Source organism: Devosia sp. SL43 (genome assembly GCF_021729885.1).
Classification (GTDB): Bacteria; Pseudomonadota; Alphaproteobacteria; order Rhizobiales; family Devosiaceae; genus Devosia.
Window position 1 is genome coordinate 1,355,570 of sequence record NZ_CP063401.1, and the last position, 19,757, is coordinate 1,375,326.

A 19,757-nucleotide genomic window follows, 5' to 3' on the forward strand; every position below is an offset into this window, starting at 1 on the left:
CGATTGTAAGGAATTATGCAGCGACGCCATCTTCAGTGACAGGAAGGCTGCCCGGTCTTCCAAACAAGTAGCCCTGAGCCACATGGCATCCCAGCGAAGTCAGCTGGTCTAACTCAGCCTCCGTTTCCACGCCCTCCACCACGATGACCAACCCAAGCCGCTGACCAAGCGACACGATCGCTTCCATCACGCCGGCGCCACGCCGGTCACTCAACTGGCGCACGAAGCTCTGATCGATCTTGAGCTTGTCCACCGGCAGGCCGGACAAGTGGCTCAATGAAGAGTAACCCGTTCCGAAATCATCGATGGCAATCTGAGCGCCCATCGATCGCAGAGCATCCAGCGCCGGCCTGATCTGGTTGCCTTGATCCACGAACAGGCTCTCGGTTATTTCGATATCCAGCCGATCGGCGGGAAAGTCGGTGGCTTCGAGGGCCGAGCGAACCATGCCGACCACGTCACCTCTCTGAAACTGAATCGGCGACACATTTATCGAAAGCCGACCGCCCCATCCTTGAAGCATCGTTCGCCGGCATGCCTCGGCGAACACCCAGGCACCGAGCTCGATAATGGTGCCGTTTTCCTCAGCCATAGGAATGAAGTCTGCGGGCGAGACGGGTCCAAATCTGGTGCTGTTCCACCTGAGCAGTGCTTCAACGCCGACGACGCGCCTTGTCCGCATATCGACCTGGGATTGAAAGGCGATGTCGAGCTCGCCGTTGGCTATTGCCTGTCTCAGATCGATGTCGATCAACTGGCGGCGGCGCAATTCAGCTTCGAAGCTGTCGTCGTAGTCACAGCCCTTCTGGCCAAGGTTGCCCGCGGCGGCCAACGCTATCCGCGCGCGCTGTAGGCCTGGGCTTGCTCCGACCGCATTTGATATTTCGCCGCTCGCGCCCCACCGTAGTTCCAGCGCCACGCGGTGCTGGCCAATCTCATATGGCTGTTCAATTGCCGCCAAGAGACTGTGGATCTCGGCATCGTCCGGCCGACGAAGCCATGACATCGCAAAGGCGTCGCTTTCGATTCGCGCCACCATCCCTGGGGTCAGTTCCCGTAGCCGGGCATGAGCCATGGCAATGGCCGCCTCGACAATCTCATAGCCCAAGCTTGCACCGGCGGCATCCAGCCGATCGAGTCTCAACAGCACGATCCAGAGAGGCGTGCCGCGATCCATAATCGCATCCAACGCGTCGATCCACGCCGTTCGCGACATGGCGCCGGTTCGGATGTCGTGGTTGGCGAGATAGGCCAGACGCGCTCGCTGCTCGCGTAACTGGCGGTGTCGGACGACACGCTCATCAAGCAGCCGAAGCACGATTAGGGACAATAACCCGACATGCACCGGCATTGTGGCTACGTCGATCTTCAAGATGGTAAGTGCCAGCAGTGCCGCCAATTCTACAGCGACCGCGACAGCCGCGAGAACGCCGGCAACCTTTGGCACGCTGGCGCGTCGGAACACGGTGACCCCGAGCACCAGGAGCCCGACAAGACCCAGCGCCGGCCAGATCGACAGGTTTAGCAGTGCTCGGTCGAGTTTGAGGGTTTCGGCCGCGGCGATCTGCACCATGGGCCCCGGCACGGTTCCGAAACGTGGGACATCAAACAGATCGTGCAGTTCTATGGCGCTGGCACCGACCACGACCTGCCGGTCTCGCACCAGAGCGGGGTCCACCGCGCCGTTCAGAACATCAATGGCAGGAATACGAACGATCTGGCGAAGGTCGATGGAATAGTCGATCCGGATCGTCTGGGGTGACGCGCGTGTTGGCGAGAACACCACAGCAACTGACGTGGCCACCATCCCGGGCACGCGGGCGGGGACAGCACGAACCATACCGCTCTCCAATGCCTCGACATTGGCCAGAACGGAATCGGCATATTCAGCGAATTGGGGCAGCGGCTGGTTGATGACCAGCGCTCCTTTGGCGTCAGTTTGGCGAAAGGTGCTGAGAAAGACGTAACCACCGGCCCGCTCCAGGCTCGCCGCAAAGGCATCATCCTCAGGTGGCGTCGAGGCCGCGCTGAAGTCGATATCGAGGGCCACTTCATAGGCGCCCAATGCCATCAGGTTGTCGATGAGTTCGCCGTGAATGGACCGCGGCCAGGGCCAGAGGCCGACCTCGGCGAGGCTGCGCGCATCAATATCGATGAAAACAATGTCGCCACTGGGGGCCCGATCACTGGCAGCGAACCTGACCTCGGCGAGCTTGGTATCTGCGGCGGACCAGAAGCCCATGACGCTGGTTGCTATGACCGCAAGAAAGACCGCGGCGCTTGCAAACCACCGCGCTAACAGAGTGGTCATCTCAACTCGCCTTCTGGCGGCTATTGGTATGCATAGCTCGGATCAGTCACCCTGCTTGCCATTTCCATTGCCCTGGCCGTTTCCGTTGCCCTGGCTGTCGTCCTCGTCCGCGCCCTCGTCCTCGTCGCTCTGACCGTTCCCATTGCCCTGGGCATTCCCGTTGGCCTGGCCGTTCCCATTGCCTTGGCCGTTTCCGTTACCCTGGCTGTCGTCCTCGTCCGCGCCCTCGTCCTCGTCGCTCTGAGCGTTCCCATTGCCCTGGGCATTCCCGTTGCCCTGGCCGTTCCCATTGCCTTGGCCGTTTCCGTTACCCTGGCCGTTCCCATTACCCTGGCCGTTCCCGTTACCCTGGCCGTTCCCGTTACCCTGGCCGTTCCCGTTGCCCTGGCCGTTCCCGTTACCCTGGCCGTTCCCATTGCCCTGGCCGTTCCCGTTACCCTGGCCGTTCCCGTTGCCCTGGCCGTTCCCATTGCCCTGGCCGTTCCCGTTACCCTGGCCGTTCCCGTTGCCCAGGTCTTCGTCTACAGCCACAGGAGTGCCTGCAAAGGTAAAAATCTGAGCGCTGCTCCCGCCAATCACCAAAAGTGGCGCCTCATCCGTCACCGTGGCTTCCTGTCCGGGACGAATATCCGCGACAAGACCGTTTTCAGGATCCTGAACCTGCACCACACCGCGTTCAACATCGACCGTTGCACTGTGGGCATCAACCGTGACGACGAATTTGGTGCCTTTCACCACGGCGGCAAGATATGGCGTCTGTACGGAAAAGTGCTGCACATTCCGGCGCTCGACCTCTGCCGTCACGACACCGCTATCTTGGATGATCGAGGTCATCATCTCGCTGCCAGCATCCCTGATCTGGATCTGTGTATTCGCGCCAAGGCTGACCGCTTCGGCTCCGCGCACCAGATCGACACGGCCGCTCACGCCCGTTCGGACAAGGATACCGTTTTGGACGACATGGCCGCGGGACAACGGGAGCCAGGAGCCGTCAACTTGATAGTTGGCTTCGCCGCGAACCCGATCAACCGTCCAATCTGCCCCTAAGCAAATCGGGACGAGCAACAGCGACAGTACAACAACAATTGCGCGCAGCATGGCAGGCTCCTCTAACCTACCAATTGCTCTCACGCCACCATTGCAAGCTGATTAAGATTTGCGCGAAGCACTGCCGATGCCTCAAGTAGGTTAATGGCTTAGGTATAAAGCCTTGGCATTTACAATTGTTCAGAATTGCGCCGCCCTGCGCCGTCTGGGAGGCCAATGCCACGCCTTCACCCTGCCCCTAAACCACCACGTCCTCGTCGCTCCCCAATATTCCCCCGATCACGTCCAGCGCCCGCGCCAGCGTTCCGCGCGCCGGTGGCGCCATTATGCAGAGCCGCACCCCCGAGACGGGCACCTCGCCCACCTGGGCTGCCGATGGCGGCGTGATCCGCACACCGGCCTCGCTTGCCCGCCGTGCGAACTGCTCCGCCTTGAGAGGCGGCATGGTCAGCCAGACATGCGGCGCCCCACCGGGCATGGGCACGTCAACCAGACCCAGTGCCGCCTGCACCATCTGCAGCCGCGCCAGCCCTTCCGCGCGCAACGTCGTGGCCGCCTCGGCGGCCAGCCCCGTCTCGATCATCGCTGCCGCCAGCTCGCCGATATACGGCGTCAGCCCCCAGCTCTCCGCCCGCATGCGCTTGCGCACCGCCGCCAACATCGCGGCCGGCGGGGCTATCACCCCCAGCCGTATCAGCGGCGTCAGGCTCTTGGAGAAGCTGGTGACATAGAATGTCCGCTCCGGCGCCAGCTCGCGATAGGTCAGCCGCCCCTTGGCCGCATAGACCCCATAAATGTCGTCCTCGACGATGACGGCGTCGTGCCGCGTCGCGATGTCAGCCAGCGCGCGCCGACGCTGCGGCCCGGTCTCGAAACCCAGCGGGTTCTGGCAGACCGGGGTCGTGTAGATGATCTTCGCGCCGGTCGTAGTCAGCGCGCGGTCCAGCGCCTCGGGCAGCATGCCGTCCCCGTCATGCGCTACCGGCGCCATGACCATGCCCAGATTGGCCGCCGCCGCCAGTGCGCCGGGAAACGTGGCACTCTCGGTCAGAATGACGCTTGATCGGTCCTTGAGCGTCGCAAATGCCAGGTGCAGTGCTTGCTGCGCTCCGTTGCAGAGCAATATCTCGTCCGATCGCAGCGCGGTCCGCGTCTCGCTCAGCCACCCCGCGACCAGTCCGCGCTGCCGTTCCGTGCCGCTGAGGTCGCCATAACCACCATGGGCCAGCGCCAGCGCATGACGGTTGGCAATCTCGGACGCTTCCGCCATCCTCGCGAGCCCGACCACCGGCGGCGGCGCATTGATGGTCAGGTCCATCACTCCGCCATCATCGGCATCCGCCTGCCCCAGCACGAAGGTGCCGCGCCCGATCTCGCCGCGCACTACGCCACGCGCGCTGAGCGTATCGATGGCCCGGGTCACGCTGCCGATGGAGACCAAAAACTGCTGCGCCAACTGTCGATGTGTCGGCAGCCGTTCGCCCACCCGAAAGCGGCCCTCGGCGATCGCGGCTTCCACGGCGCCGGCCACCTGCTCGTGAACTGGCTGACCATTATCAGGCAGATGCATTGTATCCCTATCGAAGGAAATTGTATCACTCATTGAGTCGACACTATCTCCGCCACCGGTCCATTTGTCCACGTGACCAATCGGTGCATGCCTGGTGTCACAGTCCGTTACCCAATTGCGGCAATCTGCGGCTCTGCATCAAGACCTGCGCTAAACGCCAAACCTTCGTCGGCCCAGCCGGTGATCCCGCCGATCATCAGCTTCACCTTGCGTCCCAGTCGCGCCAGCTTCAGCGCCGCCTGGTCAGCCCCGTTGCAATGCGGCCCGGCGCAATAGACCACGAACAGCGTGTCCTCCGGCCATTCCGCCACGCGCTCCTGGGTGATCTGCCTGTGCGGCAGATGCAGCGCCCCCGGCACATGTCGCCGCGCATAGGCCTCGGGCGAGCCGACAACATGCAGCAACACGAAGTCGACATCCCCGCTCTTCAGGCACGCCGCGACATCGGCACAATCGGTCTCGACCGACAGCCGCCGTGAAAAATGCTCCACCGCCACCCCAGGCGCCGCCACCGGATACTCGCTCACAAAGCTCATTCGTCGTCCCTTCCTCGATTTATCCCCGACGCTCCCACAGCGCCTATACTGGCTTCAGACCCTCGGCCCATCGCCCATTCCACCGCGAAACACCCGCCGACCCGCTCGCTGACGCCGCACTCACCGCTGCGGCAGGCGCTCCATCTATGCAGTTCCGCCAACAAGGTCAACACTATTGACATAACAATATCTTCATGATTGTATCGTGCGTATCATTGCATGGTGAGACAAATGACGCCAGCCGATTTTCGCCTCTCCGCCCGCGCCCGGTCCATGAAGGCGTCGGAAATCCGCGAACTGCTCAAGCTCGTGGGCCGCCCCTCGATGATCTCCTTTGCCGGCGGCATTCCCGATCCCGGCCTGTTCAACGTCGCCTTGTTCCAGGACGCCTGGCGCGAGGCCTTCAGCGGTCCGTCCATCGCCCGCGAGGCCCTGCAATATTCCACCACCGAGGGCTATCCGCCGCTGCGGCAGTGGCTGGCCGATCACATGACGAGCCTGGGCGTTCCGGCCGAGGCCGACAACATCCTCATCACCTCAGGTTCCCAGCAGGGCCTTGATCTGATTGGCAAACTGCTCCTCGACAAAGGCAGTGCCGTGGCCACGCATCGCCCAACCTATCTGGGCGCGCTCCAGGCGTTCTCGGCCTTCGAGCCGACTTTCTCATCCATCGACGCCCCCCAGCCAGTCGGCGACGCTGCCGCCCGGCTGCTCTACCTCGTGCCCGACTTTGCCAACCCGACTGGCCTGACCATGAGCCGTGCCGCCCGCCGCGCCGCGCTCGAACAGGCCCAGATACTCAATGCCGTCATCGTCGAAGACGCCGCCTACACCGCCCTGCGCTACGACGGCGAAACCGTCCCGCCCATCGCCGCTCTCGACGCCGCGACGGCGGGCTCCATCGAAGGCACCCGCACCCTCTATTGCGGCACTTTCTCCAAGACCCTGTCGCCCGGCCTGCGCGTCGGCTGGATCAGCGGCCCCAAGGCGCTGATCCGCAAGCTGGCCATGCTCAAGCAGGGCGCCGACCTGCATACCGCCAGCTTCAACCAGATGGTCATGCATCAGGTGGCCATGGCGGGCTTCGACACGCAGGTCGAGCGTATCCGTGCCGTCTATCGAACCCGCCGCGACGCCATGTTGGCCGCGCTGGATCGCCATGCACCGCTAGGTGTGCGCTGGAAGCGGCCGGAAGGCGGCATGTTCATCTGGCTCGAACTGCCCGAGCATATCGACGCCGCGAACCTGTTAAAGCAGGCCATCCGCCGCGACATCGCCTTCGTCCCTGGCGGGGCGTTCTTCCCCGATGGATCGGGGCGCAACACGTTGCGGCTGAGCTTCTCGCTGAGCGATGAAGCCCAGATCGAAGTGGGCATATTCAAGCTGTGCGAGTTGATTGGTCAGCAGGGGTTGGCGCGGGCGGTGAGTGTTTAGAGCTTGGCCGCGTCGGCCATCTTCAGCTTGCCCCACCCACCGGCCGTCACCCTCGGGCTTGACCCGAGGGCTCTCTACTTGCTGAGCGCCCGGTAAGTGTAGTGCCCTCGGGTCAAGCCCGAGGGTGACGATCGAGTTTTGGGCAGGGTAGTGGGAAAGGCCCCTCACCCCACCCTTGATCCCGCCCCGCAAGGGGGAGGGAGTCGACTGCTAACCCGCTGCCGTATAGGCCGTCTTCACCACGGTGAAGAACTCGGCCGCGTACTTGCCCTGTTCGCGCGAGCCATAGCTTGAGCCCTTGCGGCCACCGAACGGGACGTGGAAATCGACGCCAGCCGTCGGCACATTGACCATCACCATGCCGGCCTCGGCATTGCGCTTGAAGTGCGTCGCATACTTGAGCGAGGTGGTGACGATGCCCGCCGAGAGACCGAATTCGGTATCGTTGGCCGTGAACAGGGCTTCCTCGTAGTCCTTGACCTTGATGACCGCAGCCACCGGCCCGAAGATTTCTTCGCGCGCGATGCGCATCTGGTTGGTGACCCCGGTAAACAGCGCCGGCTGCAGGAAGTAGCCTTCGGTCGGTGCATTGACCCGCTGGCCGCCTGCACGCAGTTCGGCGCCTTCATCCTGGCCGATGCCGATATAGTCCATGTCCTGCTTGAGCTGGCTTGGATCGACTACGGGCCCAATCTCGGTATCCTTGGCCAAAGCATCGCCGACGCGCAGGTTCTTGGTCCGCTCGCACAGCGCATCGACGAAGGCATCGTGAATGCCCTCGGTTACGATGACACGCGACGACGCCGTGCAGCGCTGCCCGGTCGAGAAGAAGGCCGACTGTGCCACGGTCTCGACCGCAACCTTGAGGTCAGCGTCATCAAGCACGACGGTCGGGTTCTTGCCGCCCATTTCGAGCTGGAACTTGCGACCCACCTCGATCGAGGCCGCCGCTACGCGCTTGCCCGTGCCAACCGAACCGGTGAACGAAATGGCATTGACGTCCTTGCTGTCGAGCATGGTCTGGCCAACCACCGAACCCTTGCCCATGACAAGGTTCACAACACCCTTGGGGAGGCCGTTGCGGACCAGGATATCGACGATGGCCCAGGTCGAACCTGGCACCAGGTCGGCCGGCTTGATGACAACCGTGTTGCCATAGGCCAGCGCCGGCGCCATCTTCCAGGTCGGGATGGCGATCGGGAAGTTCCACGGCGTGATGATACCGATCACCCCGATTGGCTCGCGGGTAATTTCGACACCCACACCTGGCCGCACGGATGGCAGCACTTCGCCAGCAAGACGCAAGACTTCACCGGCAAAGAAGTCGAAAATCTGCGCGGCGCGGGTCACCTCGCCAATGCCTTCCGGCAGTGTCTTGCCTTCTTCGCGGCTCAGCAATTCGCCCAGTTCGGCCTTGCGGGCCAGGATTTCCTGGCTGGTCTTAGAAAGGATCGCGTGGCGTTCGAGAATGCCCGAGCGCGACCAGGCCGGGAAGGCGGCCTTGGCAGCGGCAATCGCCTGCTTGGTCTCTTCGGCGGTAGCGCGGGCATAGACACCTACCACTTCTGATGTGTTGGACGGATTGATATTCTCGGCGCCGTCAGAGCCCACCCATTCCCCGTTGATGAGGTTCTTGTGCAGTTCAGCCATTTGGAATGCCTTTCGGGTAGGTCTTTAGAGGAGATCAGCCTTGGCCAGGTCGCGCAGCAGGTGGCTGGCGCCATAGGTCCAGGGCGGACATTTGGTGGAGAGGTTCACGCTATTAGATAGGGTGCCAAGCTCGGATGTCGAGATCGAGACGACGTCGCCAAGCTTATGAGTAAAGCCCTTACCCTCTCCGTCGCGATCCTTCACCGGCGCGAACATGGTGCCGAGATAAAGCACAAGACCGTCGGGATATTGGTGATGCCCGCCAATAGTGGCCGCAACCAGCGATTCCGGTGTGCGCGAAATCTGGTTCATCGAGGAATGTCCCTCGAGCACGAAGCCGTCCTCGCCCTCGACGCGCAGCGACAGCTCGGATTGCTTGACCGTTTCCAGGGTGAAGTCGCCGTCGAACAGCCGCACGAACGGCCCCAGCGATGCGGAGGCATTGTTGTCCTTGGCCTTGCCCAACAATAGAGCAGAGCGGCCCTCGACGTCGCGCAGGTTGACGTCATTGCCCAGCGTCGCGCCGATGATCTCGCCCTTGCTGGTTACCAGCAGCGCCACTTCCGGCTCCGGATTGTTCCAGCTCGATACCGGATGCAGCCCGACCTCGGCGCCATAGCCCACCGAACTCATCGGCTGGCCCTTGGTGAAGATCTCGGCGTCCGGTCCAATACCGACTTCGAGATACTGACTCCACACACCCTTGGCGATCAAAGCGTCCTTGACCTTCATTGCGGTCTCGGACCCGGGAACCAGCTCCGAAAGATCGGTGCCGATCAGCCCGAGGATTTCGCCACGCAGGGCATCGGCACGCGACTTATCCCCGCGGGCCTGTTCTTCGATTACTCTCTCAAGCAGCGAAACGACGAAGGTAACGCCCGAAGCCTTGATGGCCTGCAGATCGATGGGAGACAGCATGCTCGGAACCGACGGATCGAGATTGGCGGCAACGCTGTTGGCCAGGATTGTATCGGCCGAACCCAGATTTACACCCAAAGCGTGCCGCACGTGCTCAGCGGCACGGCCACACTCGGCTATGTCGCGGACGGTTGCCAAGCCCTTTGCGGTAATATCGACGACATCCCCATCGCGGACCGTGACGATGCGCGGCTGATCGTGTCCCGGCACACGAGCACGACCTAGCAGAACGCCATCGGGATAGTGCCTGTTGCCCATGTCTGACCCCTGGAATGTTAGTGCAGTGACTACCCCACCGGCCCGCCGCCGCGCAAGCCACAAAAGTCATACTTATGTTCAAGCCCGGCCCACGAATTTTTTTGGCGACCCACCCAAGGATCGTCAAAGCGCCGGCGTCAAACCTGTGAACTGTCACGCGTCTGTCGCGCGACGGATCGTACCTCGCCTCTTTGTTACCTCAATCCTCGGTCATTCGGCCTGCATCACTGGAGCTTACTATGCGCCACTCTCTGTTTCTTACTCCCCTCGTCCTGCTCGCTGGCCTGACCCTGCCCGCCTTTGCTGGCACCATCACCATCGAAGGTCGCGGCGAGGTTACGGCCGCCCCTGACATGGCGATGATCAACTCGGGCGTCACCACCCAGGGCGCCACCGCCCGCGAAGCGCTCGACGCCAATACCGCAGCCATGGCTGCCCTGGTTGCAGAGCTCAAGGCAGCCGGCATCGAGGCCCGCGACATCCAGACCTCCGGCTTCTCGGTCAATCCGAACTACGTTTACACCGATGAGCGCGACGCCAACGGCTACACCCTGCCGCCCAAGATCAACGGCTACCAGGTGTCCAACACCGTCACCGTCGTCGTACGCAAGCTCGACACGCTGGGCTCCATTCTCGACAAGTCGGTCACCGTCGGCGCCAACACTGTCAACGGCGTCAGCTTCTCGGTCGCCGATCCGTCCGAGCTTTACGACGAGGCCCGCAAGGCAGCGTTTGCCGATGCCAAGGCCAAGGCCGAGCTCTATGCCGGCGTCGCTGGCAGCGCCCTCGAGGATATCGTGTCGATTTCCGAGACCCAGGGGTTCAATCAGCCGCAGCCCGTCGCCATGTATGCCATGCGCGCCGATGCAGCCTCGGCTCCGGTTCCCGTGGAAGCGGGCGAGTTGAGCTTTGCCATCAACGTCAATGTCCAGTGGGAACTGGAAGACGACACGAAGTAACAGTTCCAATACCCCTCATTGAGGGGGCTTGGGCGGTGGGGACGGACAATCGTAGTCACCCGTCCCCACCAACCGATTCAAATCCCCGCTCCGGCGGGGATTTGCGTTTCTAGCCGAAGATGACCTTCCACAGCATGTTGAGCCCGACAAACACCAGGAATGCGGCGAACACATATTTGAGGGTCTGCTGGTTGAGACGGTGCGCAATAGCAGCCCCCATCGGCGCGAAAGCCGCGGCCAGCACGGCGACCAGCACCAGCGCCACCAGGTTGATATAACCCACGCTGAACGGCGGCAGACCAGCTACACCCCAGCCCGAAATCACGAAGCCGAGCGTTCCCGACAGCGCGATGGCCACCCCGATCGCCGCCGACGTCCCCACCGCAGCATGCATGGTTGCGCCGAACGCCACCAGCGTCGGCACCGTCAGCGACCCGCCGCCAATCCCCATCAGCGCCGAGATATAGCCAACGACGAATGCCGAAATCCGGTGGGTCAGCGACGATCCGTCGAGGTGCCCCATCAGCTTGGTCTGGAACGCGAAGACGATATTGGCGGCGATCACGAAGGCCATGACGGCAAACACGATGCGCAGCACGTCGCCGGAAAAATACCCGGCCATCAGCCCACCGATGAACGTGCCTACAACGATCAGCGGCGCCCAGAGCCTGAGGACCCGCATGTCGAGCGCACCCCGCTTGTAGTGTGCCCGCGCGCTCATGATGCCGGTGGGAATGATGATGGCGAGCGATGTCCCCACCGCAACATGCTGCACGAGGTCCGAATCGTAGCCCATCAGTGACAGCGCCGTCGCCAGCGCCGGCACAATGATCGCCCCGCCGCCGATGCCGAGCAGACCCGCCGCCAGTCCCGAGAACACTCCTGTCACCAGCAGCCCCAGCACGAACGGCCAGTAGCCGACCAGCACAGCCCAATCCATCAACGGTCTCCAATCAGGTGCAGCACCACGTCACGCCGATGCGGTTGGCGGCGGTGCTCGAACAGGTAGATGCCCTGCCAGGTGCCGAAAACCGGCGCACCGTCACTGATCGGGATGCCGATCGAGGTCTGTGTCAGCGTCGATTTGATATGCGCCGGCATATCGTCCGGCCCCTCGGTGGTGTGCACCAGCCAGTCCATCCCCTCAGGCACGAGGCGCGCGAAGAACCCATTGAGGTCCGTCTTCACATCGCCGTCGGCATTCTCCTGGATCAACAGCGAGCAGGACGTGTGGCGCACATAGACCGTCAACAGCCCCGTCGCAACATCGGCATTGGTCACGAAGGAGCGCACCTGCGGGGTGAACTCGTAGAGCCCCTGGCCCTGGGTCGGTATCGTCAGCGTTTCGATGGCTTGCTGCATGCAGACGCCCTAGCATGGAGTCGGCATCGTCACCAGTTCGGCTGGCGCCAATCCGCCCACTCCGCCGCATTGGCGCCATCATCGCACGGCCACGGTAGCGCAGGGCACAAATTGGAACCTTGGCAATGGCCAGGAGTTCTGGGCCTGCGGGGAGATTCACATCACGGTGTTGCGGCCTGATTCCATTCAGATTGCGTTCAGATTGCCATCGTGATGCTTGGCCCAAACGCCAATTCGACAAAAAGGAAAAGAACAATGCGCCTCAGAAACTGGCTCCTGACCGGCACCAGCATCGGCCTAATGGTCATGCTGCCGCTCACCGTACGTGCGCAGGATGGCAACGTCGTTGCCGCCTATCAGGCTTTCACAGCCGCGCAGGCCTCCGGCGACGCCGCTGCCATCGAAGCCGCCCAGGGCGCGCTGACCGAAGCCTGCATCGTGGCTGGTTATGCCAGCATCGACGAATGCATCGCTGCGGCAGCCGGCGGCGGTTCCGCCGAACCGGCGGTAGCACCGGACAATTCCGCCGCTGAAGCCGAAGCCGCTGCTGCCGCGCAGGCCGAAGCCGATGCCCAGGCCGCAGCTGAAGCCGAAGCCGCCGCTGCTGCCCAGGCGCAGGCTGACGCAGACGCTCAGGCTGCTGCCGACGCACAGGCTGCCGCCGATGCGCAGGCCGCTGCAGACGCACAGGCCGCCGCCGATGCGCAGGCCGCTGCTGACGCTCAGGCTGCCGCAGACGCAAAGGCTGCTGCCGACGCGCAGGCTGCCGCCGATGCTCAGGCCGAGGCCGACGCACAGGCCGCCGCTGCCCAGGCGCAATCCGAGGCCGATGCCCAGGCAGCCGCCGACGCACAAGCGGCAGCTGATGCTCAGGCCGCAGCAGACGCTCAGGCCGCTGCAGACGCACAGGCCGCTGCTGATGCACAAGCTGCCGCCGACGCCGAAGCCGCCGCTGCGGCTGCACAGGCTGAAGAGCAGCCGGCCGAGGCGCCTGCTGAAACCCCTGCCCCGGCGCCAGTCGAGGCTCCAGCACCAGTAGAGGCCCCAGCGCCAGTTGAGGCCCCAGCACCAGCCGAAACGCCAGCAGTCGACATCAGCGCCGACCTCGCCGTGCAGGTGGACGCCTATAACGGCGCCATCGCCGAGATGATGGCCGGTGGTGACGCCGCAACAGCGCAGGCGCAAATTGTGGCTGCCCAGCAGAACATTGCCGCGCTCTGCGCCCAGGTCGGCATCACTGACGTGACCCAGTGCCTGGCCAACTATGGTTTGTCGCTCCCGGCAGTGCCTGGCCTGCCCGATGTTCCGGCCGTTGCCCCCACTGAGCAGCCTGTTCCGGCTGAACAGCCGGCAGCCGAGGTCCCGGCACAGCCCGTCGAGATCATCGAAAACCTGCCCGAAGGTATCACCCAGGAACAGGTCGCACCGGTGCTCGATAGCGCCAAGGATGTCCAGGCTGAACCCGCCGTCAGTGGCGAGGTCGCGCCTGCCGAAGCCCCAGCCCCGACTGAACCGGCTGCTCCGCCGCCGGAGAGCGATTCCGCCGCTCAGTCTGAGGAAATCCGCGCCTTCGCGGCAGAACCAGTTGTCTCAGCCGCCGCTGAGCCAGGTACCGAAGTCACCACCACGGGTGATACGACGGTCAACCAGACGGTCAACAACACCTACATCAACAACATCACCAACATTACGACGAACAACGTCGTGAACGGTGACGTCACCAACAACACCGTGAACAACAACACCACGGTGACAAACAACACGCAGAACAACATCGGCCAGCAGAACAACGTTACCGTTGTCGAGCAGGTCGCCGTTCAGCCTGCCAGCACCGGCGACATCATCACGCAGGTCATTCTACAGGTGGGCACCCAGCTGATCGTCAATTCGATCGGTCAGGATACCGACCGCTTCTACGATCCGCAGCAGGACGAGATCTTCTACGAGAACCTGCCCAATGGCCGGACCCGTGAAGTCATCACGCGCCCTGACGGCAGCCAGATCGTGACCGTTCGCAATCGGAACGGCGACATCCTTCGTCGCTCGCGCTTCGACCCTCAGGGCCGTGAATACGTGCTGGCAACCTTCGATGACCGCTATGATGAAGACCTCGTCGAGTGGCGCGATCCGGGTCGTGACCTGCCGCCGCTGCAGCTCAACATCCCGGTGCAGGACTACGTCCTGGATGCTGCCTTTGCCGATGAAGACGATGTCGAGGTCTTCTTCCGCCAGCCACCGGTTGAACAGGTCGCGCGCCTCTACTCGATCGACGAGGTCAAGCGCTCCGCCCGCGTTCGCGATAGCGTGCGCAAGCTCGAAGTCGGCGGCCTGACCTTCGACACCGGTGCCGCCACGATTGCGCGGGATCAGGTGGGCGCATTGTCCGGCGTTGCCAACGCCATGCTGGCACTGCTGGCCCAGAACCCCGGCGAGACCTTCCTGATCGAAGGCCACACCGATGCTGTCGGCTCGGAAATCTCCAACCTGCAGCTTTCCGATCTGCGTGCGGCCACCGTTGCGCGTATCCTCACGGACTTCTACGGAGTGCCGCCTGAAAACCTGGCGACGCAGGGCTATGGCGAGCGTTACCTCAAGATTCGCACCGAACTGGGCGAACGCGAGAACCGCCGGGTGACCATCCGCCGCATCACGCCGCTGATCACCGTCGCCGCCAACTAAACGGCGCCGCACGTCAACTGAAAGGCCGGGCCCTGTGCCCGGCCTTTTGCTGTCCTCGTACACATGTTCGATGCGTCTCAAGCTCCCGCCTGCTCTTTAGGCCTTGACCGGATGTAAGGGCCTCCGGTCAAGGCTCGCCGGCCGATCCGAGCCGGCTCACGCTGGCGAGCCACCCGTCTTGTCACGCGCTGAGAACTTGCTATGGCTCTTGCAAGCAGTCTCGGAGCGTCAAATGAAGCAGCTGGAAGTCTTTGTCGAAAACGTCATCCTGGCCTCGCGCTGGCTGCTGGTGATTTTCTACATCGGTCTGGGCCTGGCACTGGCGCTCTACGCCGTCACCTTCGGCTTCAAGGTCTGGGACTTCGCCTCCCATATGCTGGGCATGGACGAGACCGAAACCATCCTCAAGATGCTGTCCCTGATCGACGCCGCGCTGATCGCCAGCCTCGTGGTCATGGTCATCATCTCCGGCTACGAAAACTTCGTCTCGCGCTTCGATAACGAGGACGAGGTGCATTGGCTAGGGCAGATCGACGCCGGCTCGCTCAAGATCAAGGTGGCCTCGACCATCGTCGCCATCTCGTCGATCCATCTACTGCAGATCTTCCTCAACGTGCCGCAATACACCGACAACCAGATCATGTGGTACACGCTGCTGCACATCACGTTCATCGTGTCGGCGCTGTTCCTGGCCCTGATCGACCGCATCTCCAAGAAGCCAGGCAAGGTAAAAGACGAGACTTAGCTGACGATTTTTTTGGTTATTTGCTCATCAGACGCCGGCTAGCCCGCCGTTTTTCGCCTGCAAAAGCTTGAATCAAAAGCCATTTTTGGCTGCGGCATACTGCGCTAGACGTCGATCACGCATTCGGGAACGAAAACAAAAAGCCCGCGTTTCCCTGTCATACGGTGAAACAAAGGAGCGACATCATGGCTATCCCTGAACGCGATACCGTTTATACCAACGACGGCAACCGCACTGTGTACACGCGCGAAAGCAGCGGCACGGGCTGGTTTGTCGGTATCATCGTGGCCCTGGCTTTGCTGGCCATCGGCTACCTGGTCTTTTCGGCCAATTCCGGTCCGTCCACCACAGTTGACGTAAACGGTGCCCCGGCGGTCGAGGCTCCGGTTGATCCGGCCGCAGCTCCGGCCCCAATGACCGAAGCGGTTCCGGCCACTGACGCAGCCCCGATGACCGAGGCTCCGGCGGTGGAAGCCCCGGCTACTGAAGCAGCTCCCGCTGCGGACGCTGCCCCTGTGACCGAACCGGCTCCTGCTGCTGACCCGGCCGTTGCGCCTGCTCAGTAACAACTAGCCTTCCCGGATGCCGTCAGCACTCCCTCTGGCGACATCAAAAAGGAGACCCCGGCCGCCCCGCCGGGGTCTTACTTTATTCAGTAGCTGCACTGCCAGCGGCGTACGCGGCAGTTGCTAGAATAGTTCTGGCACTGCGCAATCGCATTCCATTCGGCGCTCGCGCGGTCTTCGCCCCAATCGGCGCCCCAACCGCTGCTTCCGACCGCGACGGCGCCGCAGGCATCGTGGAAACTGACCGCCGTCTCGCAATCATTGGCGTGCTTGCCACAGCCGTTGAGCGCGGTGATCTCGGCATCCACTTCATTGGGCCAGTTGTTGCTGTAGCCCATTGCGCCGGTTCCCGGCGAATAGGCGATCGTGCCCCATTCGGCGCCCATTGATGGTGCCACCATCATCAGCAGCACCGTCAGCGCGGCTATAGTCGATTTCATTGTAAACCTCCCTCAAGACACTGCGACATTACATCTTTCTAATGTGCCTTGCGATCACCCCATTCTGTCCCCATCTGCGGATGCAACAACGAAGGGAGCCCTCATGTTTAACATCGATCAGATCGTCAAAGCCCTCCAGACCGACACCAATACCCAGCGCACCGCCATGACCGGCGCCGCCGGTCTTGCCGCCGGCATGCTGCTCAGCGGCGGGGGCTTGGGCAAGCTCGCCGGCAATGCCGTCAAGATTGGCGCCGTCGCGGCCGTTGGTGGCCTCGCTTACAACGCTTGGCAGAATTATCAGAAGAACCAGCAGGGCGGCGCGCCAGCACAGGCCCCGACTCAAGATGCTTTCATTCCCGCAGCGACCGACAACCGCGCCCAGGAAGAACTGGGCAAGACGCTGGTGCGCGCCATGATCGCAGCCGCCAAGGCCGATGGCCGCATCGACGCCGACGAGAAGGAAGCCATCTTCGGCAAGCTCGAAACCATGAACCTGTCGTCCGAAGAGAAGGCCTGGGTCTTCGACGAGTTGTCGAGCCCACTCGACATCAATGCCGTCGTCGCCCGCGCCGATACTCCCGAACACGCCACCGAGATTTACGCTGCGTCGCTGGTCGCCATCACGGCCGACACCGCGTCGGAACGCGCCTATCTCGACGCACTGGCCGGCAAGCTCCGGCTCGATCCGGCGCTGGTCGCCGAAATCCACAAGGCCGCCGGCGAACAGGCCCCCTCCCCGGCGCCGGCCCCTGCCGCGCCATTTGCCTACACCCCCTCAGGCAGCAACGTCTGACGTTCCAGAAGGGCCCCGACCGCTTGGTCGGGGCCCTTCCACTTAGTTGGCGTCGGTCAGCAGGAAGCGCCGGTTGAGCGCCTGCACGGGACGTGCATTATTGGCATAGTGGCTGGCGAACACATCGATCTGGTCGGGTGAGACCTGCACCGGATCGGTAAACACATTCCAGGTCACGATCTGCGAGCAGGGCGGCGTGGTGAGCGAGCCTTCGTAGCGGAAGGACGCGTGGTTGGCTGGCAGCAGGGCCGAGGGATCGATCGTCTCGGGAACGGCCGCTTCGGTCCCGACAGCCGGCCACTTGGCCTCGACCTCGGTCAGCGCGGCATTGGCCTCGCCCGGCTGCAACAGCACACCAAGCACCAGCAGGTCGCCAGCTGCCGACTTGTGGACGAAATGCACTTCGAGCGGGCTATGCTCGCCGTTGAGCGTGTGTTCGGACTCGTGGTGGAAATGGAACTGCACCAGGTCATAGCGCACGCCATTGAGCTCGGCATAGCCGCCCTGGCCATTGGTGTTGATCTGCACGGTATGGCCGTTGTCGACGACGGTCGGCGCAAAGGCCGTCCAGTGTACCTCAGCCGGGCTGAACTCGGCGTGGATGGCCTTGGTCGGCGTCAGGTCGATGGGTGACTGCTCCTGACCGACGGCGCAGTCCTTGAACTCTTCGGCGATATCACCCCAATGGCTGGGGTCCCCTTCGCCTTCGTAGCCCCAATGGCGATCTTGGGCGAAAGCAGGCGTGGAAATGGCCGCGATAGCCAGCAGGCTGGCGGCGAAGATCCTGATTGTCATGATGTCCTCTATGACGCAATTGACGCGAACTGCACCACCCGATCGGGATCGGTCGGGGTCGCCCGCGCCTGCCGCTAGAAGCGGCGGCGCGCGACCTGAGCCCCGATTGTGGCGCTTCCGTGGAACCCGTCCGGTTACATCGCTGTGCGTTCTTGATCGCCTTCGGCAGGCAGTCCATCTGTCACCCAACACAGAGGTGCCCAGATGGAACTCGGACTTTACTCCTTCGCCGAAAACACGCCAGATCCGCTCAACGGCGACCGGCTGCAGAGCCCGGCAGATCGGCTCAAGGACCTGCTTGAGGAAATCGAACTGGCCGACCAGCTCGGACTTGCCTTCTACGGCTTGGGCGAACATCACCGCCCTGACTTCGTCGCGTCGGCCCCTGTGACCATCCTCGCCGCAGCCGCAGCGCGCACGAAGAATATCCGCCTTTCCACCGCCGTGACGGTGCTGAGCTCGGAAGACCCGGTCCGCGTCTACCAGCAGTTTGCCACTCTCGACCTGCTCAGCAATGGCCGTGCCGAGATCATGGCCGGTCGTGGCTCGTTCATCGAGAGCTTCCCGCTCTTCGGCTACGCGCTGGATGACTACGACACGCTGTTCGAAGAAAAGCTCGAAATGCTGCTCAAAATCCGCGAGGGCGGCAAGGTCGCCTGGCCGGGCAGCGAGCACACCAAACCCATCCCCGGCATCGAGATCTATCCCAAGCCGGTGCAGAATCCGCTGCCGGTCTGGATCGCCGTGGGCGGCACGCCCAATTCCGTCGCCCGCGCGGCCTACCACGGCCTGCCCTTGATGATCGCCATCATCGGTGGCCAACCCCGACAGTTTGCCCCGCTAGTGGAGTTCTATCGCGAGACCGCCGAGAAAGTGGGGCGCGATCCCAAGTCTCTACCAGTTGGCATCAGCTCGCATGGCTTCATCGCCGCCGACAGCCAGGACGCCCGCGACATTGCCTTCCCGGCCCATAGCGCCGCCATGAGCCGCATCGGCAAGGAGCGCGGCTGGCCGCCGACCACCCGCGCGCAGTTCGACGCTGGTGCCACGCCTAACGGCGCCTATTTCATGGGGTCGCCGCAGGAGATCATCGACAAAATCCTGATGCAGCATGAATGGTTCAAACACGACCGCTTCGGCCTGCAGCTGAGCGTCGGCACCCTGCCCCACGATAAGGTCATGAAGGCCATCGAGCTCTACGGCACCGTGGTGAAGCCGGCGGTCGATAAGGCGTTGGGCGCCTAGCCGCGCCCGCGATAGGTCGCGACGCCCTGGTCCGGAACCCAGACGCCATCAGGAGTCTTGCCGGTCTGCCAGAACACGTCGATAGGCAGGCCACCGCGCGGATACCAGTAGCCCCCAATGCGCAACCAGCGCGGCGCAACGGTGGCGATGATCTTTTTGGCAATGTCGATCGTGCAACCTTCGTGGAAGGCGCCGTGATTGCGAAACGAGGTCAGATAAAGCTTGAGCGATTTGGACTCGACCAGGAACTGATCGGGCACGTAGTCGATCACCAGGTGCGCAAAATCGGGCTGACCCGTCACCGGGCAGAGCGAGGTGAACTCTGGCGCCACGTACCGGGCGACATAGTCGATATCCGGATGCGGGTTCGGTACCGGGTCGAGCACCGCTACTTCCGGATGCGCTGGCGCTTCGACGGCGCGGCCGAGTTGCAAATCGCTCACGGA

18 protein-coding genes are annotated in these 19,757 nt (G+C 62.9%); 7 read left to right on the top strand and 11 right to left on the bottom strand.

The genetic code is table 11. The annotated features are described in order from the left end of the window. Window positions 1-13: 13 nt before the first annotated feature. The 4 genes from IM737_RS06695 to IM737_RS06710 form a co-directional block, all read right to left on the bottom strand. On the bottom strand, window positions 14-2,311 hold the full coding sequence (locus IM737_RS06695) for a putative bifunctional diguanylate cyclase/phosphodiesterase (RefSeq protein WP_236899143.1): 2,298 nt from the start codon (window positions 2,309-2,311) through the stop codon (window positions 14-16). Window positions 2,312-2,353: 42 nt separating this feature from the next. Beyond that, on the bottom strand, window positions 2,354-3,409 hold the full coding sequence (locus tag IM737_RS06700; RefSeq protein ID WP_236899144.1) for a FecR family protein: 1,056 nt from the start codon (window positions 3,407-3,409) through the stop codon (window positions 2,354-2,356). A 187-nt stretch (window positions 3,410-3,596) separates the two neighbouring features. Continuing rightward, window positions 3,597-4,928 (bottom strand): aminotransferase-like domain-containing protein, encoded by a 1,332-nt coding sequence (locus tag IM737_RS06705; protein ID WP_236899145.1) that lies wholly within the window; start codon window positions 4,926-4,928, stop codon window positions 3,597-3,599. A 107-nt stretch (window positions 4,929-5,035) separates the two neighbouring features. Then, on the bottom strand, window positions 5,036-5,464 hold the full coding sequence (locus tag IM737_RS06710) for a rhodanese-like domain-containing protein (protein ID WP_236899146.1): 429 nt from the start codon (window positions 5,462-5,464) through the stop codon (window positions 5,036-5,038). A gap of 231 nt (window positions 5,465-5,695) precedes the next feature. Between IM737_RS06710 and IM737_RS06715 the strand changes: the two genes are divergently transcribed. Then, window positions 5,696-6,898, top strand: a complete 1,203-nt coding sequence (locus IM737_RS06715) for an aminotransferase-like domain-containing protein (protein ID WP_236899147.1) — start codon at window positions 5,696-5,698, stop codon at window positions 6,896-6,898. Window positions 6,899-7,108: 210 nt separating this feature from the next. Here the strand turns inward: IM737_RS06715 and IM737_RS06720 are convergent, their stop codons facing one another. Both IM737_RS06720 and IM737_RS06725 read right to left on the bottom strand, forming a co-directional pair. Next, complete coding sequence (locus IM737_RS06720; RefSeq protein ID WP_236899148.1) at window positions 7,109-8,548, bottom strand: aldehyde dehydrogenase family protein; 1,440 nt, start codon at window positions 8,546-8,548, stop codon at window positions 7,109-7,111. A gap of 24 nt (window positions 8,549-8,572) precedes the next feature. Then, on the bottom strand, window positions 8,573-9,724 hold the full coding sequence (locus IM737_RS06725) for a fumarylacetoacetate hydrolase family protein (protein WP_236899149.1): 1,152 nt from the start codon (window positions 9,722-9,724) through the stop codon (window positions 8,573-8,575). 239 nt (window positions 9,725-9,963) lie between these two features. Here IM737_RS06725 and IM737_RS06730 point away from each other — a divergent pair, with 239 nt between their 5' ends. After that, window positions 9,964-10,683, top strand: coding sequence for an SIMPL domain-containing protein (locus tag IM737_RS06730; protein ID WP_236899150.1), 720 nt, complete (start codon window positions 9,964-9,966; stop codon window positions 10,681-10,683). Between the two features lie 109 nt (window positions 10,684-10,792). Here IM737_RS06730 and IM737_RS06735 read toward each other — a convergent pair whose 3' ends face one another. Beyond that, entirely contained in the window at window positions 10,793-11,623 is an 831-nt protein-coding gene (locus IM737_RS06735) for a sulfite exporter TauE/SafE family protein (protein ID WP_236899151.1), read from the bottom strand. Further along, complete coding sequence (locus IM737_RS06740; RefSeq protein WP_236899152.1) at window positions 11,623-12,045, bottom strand: secondary thiamine-phosphate synthase enzyme YjbQ; 423 nt, start codon at window positions 12,043-12,045, stop codon at window positions 11,623-11,625. The genes IM737_RS06735 and IM737_RS06740 overlap by 1 nt, the downstream gene beginning before the upstream one ends. A 255-nt stretch (window positions 12,046-12,300) precedes the next feature. Between IM737_RS06740 and IM737_RS06745 the strand changes: the two genes are divergently transcribed. From IM737_RS06745 to IM737_RS06755, 3 genes are all read left to right on the top strand, one after another. Further along, window positions 12,301-14,724: an OmpA family protein gene (locus IM737_RS06745; RefSeq protein WP_236899153.1), complete on the top strand. Its 2,424-nt coding sequence runs from the start codon at window positions 12,301-12,303 to the stop codon at window positions 14,722-14,724. Window positions 14,725-14,956: 232 nt separating this feature from the next. Next, entirely contained in the window at window positions 14,957-15,469 is a 513-nt protein-coding gene (locus IM737_RS06750; RefSeq protein ID WP_236899154.1) for a TIGR00645 family protein, read from the top strand. 185 nt (window positions 15,470-15,654) lie between these two features. Beyond that, window positions 15,655-16,035 (top strand): hypothetical protein, encoded by a 381-nt coding sequence (locus IM737_RS06755; protein WP_236899155.1) that lies wholly within the window; start codon window positions 15,655-15,657, stop codon window positions 16,033-16,035. Window positions 16,036-16,121: 86 nt separating this feature from the next. Here IM737_RS06755 and IM737_RS06760 read toward each other — a convergent pair whose 3' ends face one another. After that, entirely contained in the window at window positions 16,122-16,475 is a 354-nt protein-coding gene (locus IM737_RS06760; protein WP_236899156.1) for a DUF4189 domain-containing protein, read from the bottom strand. 103 nt (window positions 16,476-16,578) lie between these two features. Here IM737_RS06760 and IM737_RS06765 point away from each other — a divergent pair, with 103 nt between their 5' ends. Continuing rightward, window positions 16,579-17,271 (top strand): tellurite resistance TerB family protein, encoded by a 693-nt coding sequence (locus IM737_RS06765; RefSeq protein ID WP_236899157.1) that lies wholly within the window; start codon window positions 16,579-16,581, stop codon window positions 17,269-17,271. 42 nt (window positions 17,272-17,313) lie between these two features. Here IM737_RS06765 and IM737_RS06770 read toward each other — a convergent pair whose 3' ends face one another. Further along, window positions 17,314-18,066, bottom strand: coding sequence for a carbonic anhydrase (locus tag IM737_RS06770; protein WP_236899158.1), 753 nt, complete (start codon window positions 18,064-18,066; stop codon window positions 17,314-17,316). 204 nt (window positions 18,067-18,270) lie between these two features. Here IM737_RS06770 and IM737_RS06775 point away from each other — a divergent pair, with 204 nt between their 5' ends. Beyond that, window positions 18,271-19,311 (top strand): LLM class flavin-dependent oxidoreductase, encoded by a 1,041-nt coding sequence (locus tag IM737_RS06775; protein WP_236899159.1) that lies wholly within the window; start codon window positions 18,271-18,273, stop codon window positions 19,309-19,311. Here the strand turns inward: IM737_RS06775 and queF are convergent. Further along, entirely contained in the window at window positions 19,308-19,754 is a 447-nt protein-coding gene (gene queF / locus IM737_RS06780) for a preQ(1) synthase (protein WP_236899160.1), read from the bottom strand. The genes IM737_RS06775 and queF overlap by 4 nt on opposite strands. Window positions 19,755-19,757 lie beyond the last annotated feature (3 nt).

Coding starts and splice junctions, on each gene's coding strand:
- IM737_RS06695 (WP_236899143.1), bottom strand. CDS start 2,311: ATGACCACTCTGTTAGCGCGGTGGTTTGCAAGCGCCGCGGTCTTTCTT.
- IM737_RS06700 (WP_236899144.1), bottom strand. CDS start 3,409: ATGCTGCGCGCAATTGTTGTTGTACTGTCGCTGTTGCTCGTCCCGATT.
- IM737_RS06705 (WP_236899145.1), bottom strand. CDS start 4,928: ATGCATCTGCCTGATAATGGTCAGCCAGTTCACGAGCAGGTGGCCGGC.
- IM737_RS06710 (WP_236899146.1), bottom strand. CDS start 5,464: ATGAGCTTTGTGAGCGAGTATCCGGTGGCGGCGCCTGGGGTGGCGGTG.
- IM737_RS06715 (WP_236899147.1), top strand. CDS start 5,696: ATGACGCCAGCCGATTTTCGCCTCTCCGCCCGCGCCCGGTCCATGAAG.
- IM737_RS06720 (WP_236899148.1), bottom strand. CDS start 8,548: ATGGCTGAACTGCACAAGAACCTCATCAACGGGGAATGGGTGGGCTCT.
- IM737_RS06725 (WP_236899149.1), bottom strand. CDS start 9,724: ATGGGCAACAGGCACTATCCCGATGGCGTTCTGCTAGGTCGTGCTCGT.
- IM737_RS06730 (WP_236899150.1), top strand. CDS start 9,964: ATGCGCCACTCTCTGTTTCTTACTCCCCTCGTCCTGCTCGCTGGCCTG.
- IM737_RS06735 (WP_236899151.1), bottom strand. CDS start 11,623: ATGGATTGGGCTGTGCTGGTCGGCTACTGGCCGTTCGTGCTGGGGCTG.
- IM737_RS06740 (WP_236899152.1), bottom strand. CDS start 12,045: ATGCAGCAAGCCATCGAAACGCTGACGATACCGACCCAGGGCCAGGGG.
- IM737_RS06745 (WP_236899153.1), top strand. CDS start 12,301: ATGCGCCTCAGAAACTGGCTCCTGACCGGCACCAGCATCGGCCTAATG.
- IM737_RS06750 (WP_236899154.1), top strand. CDS start 14,957: ATGAAGCAGCTGGAAGTCTTTGTCGAAAACGTCATCCTGGCCTCGCGC.
- IM737_RS06755 (WP_236899155.1), top strand. CDS start 15,655: ATGGCTATCCCTGAACGCGATACCGTTTATACCAACGACGGCAACCGC.
- IM737_RS06760 (WP_236899156.1), bottom strand. CDS start 16,475: ATGAAATCGACTATAGCCGCGCTGACGGTGCTGCTGATGATGGTGGCA.
- IM737_RS06765 (WP_236899157.1), top strand. CDS start 16,579: ATGTTTAACATCGATCAGATCGTCAAAGCCCTCCAGACCGACACCAAT.
- IM737_RS06770 (WP_236899158.1), bottom strand. CDS start 18,066: ATGACAATCAGGATCTTCGCCGCCAGCCTGCTGGCTATCGCGGCCATT.
- IM737_RS06775 (WP_236899159.1), top strand. CDS start 18,271: ATGGAACTCGGACTTTACTCCTTCGCCGAAAACACGCCAGATCCGCTC.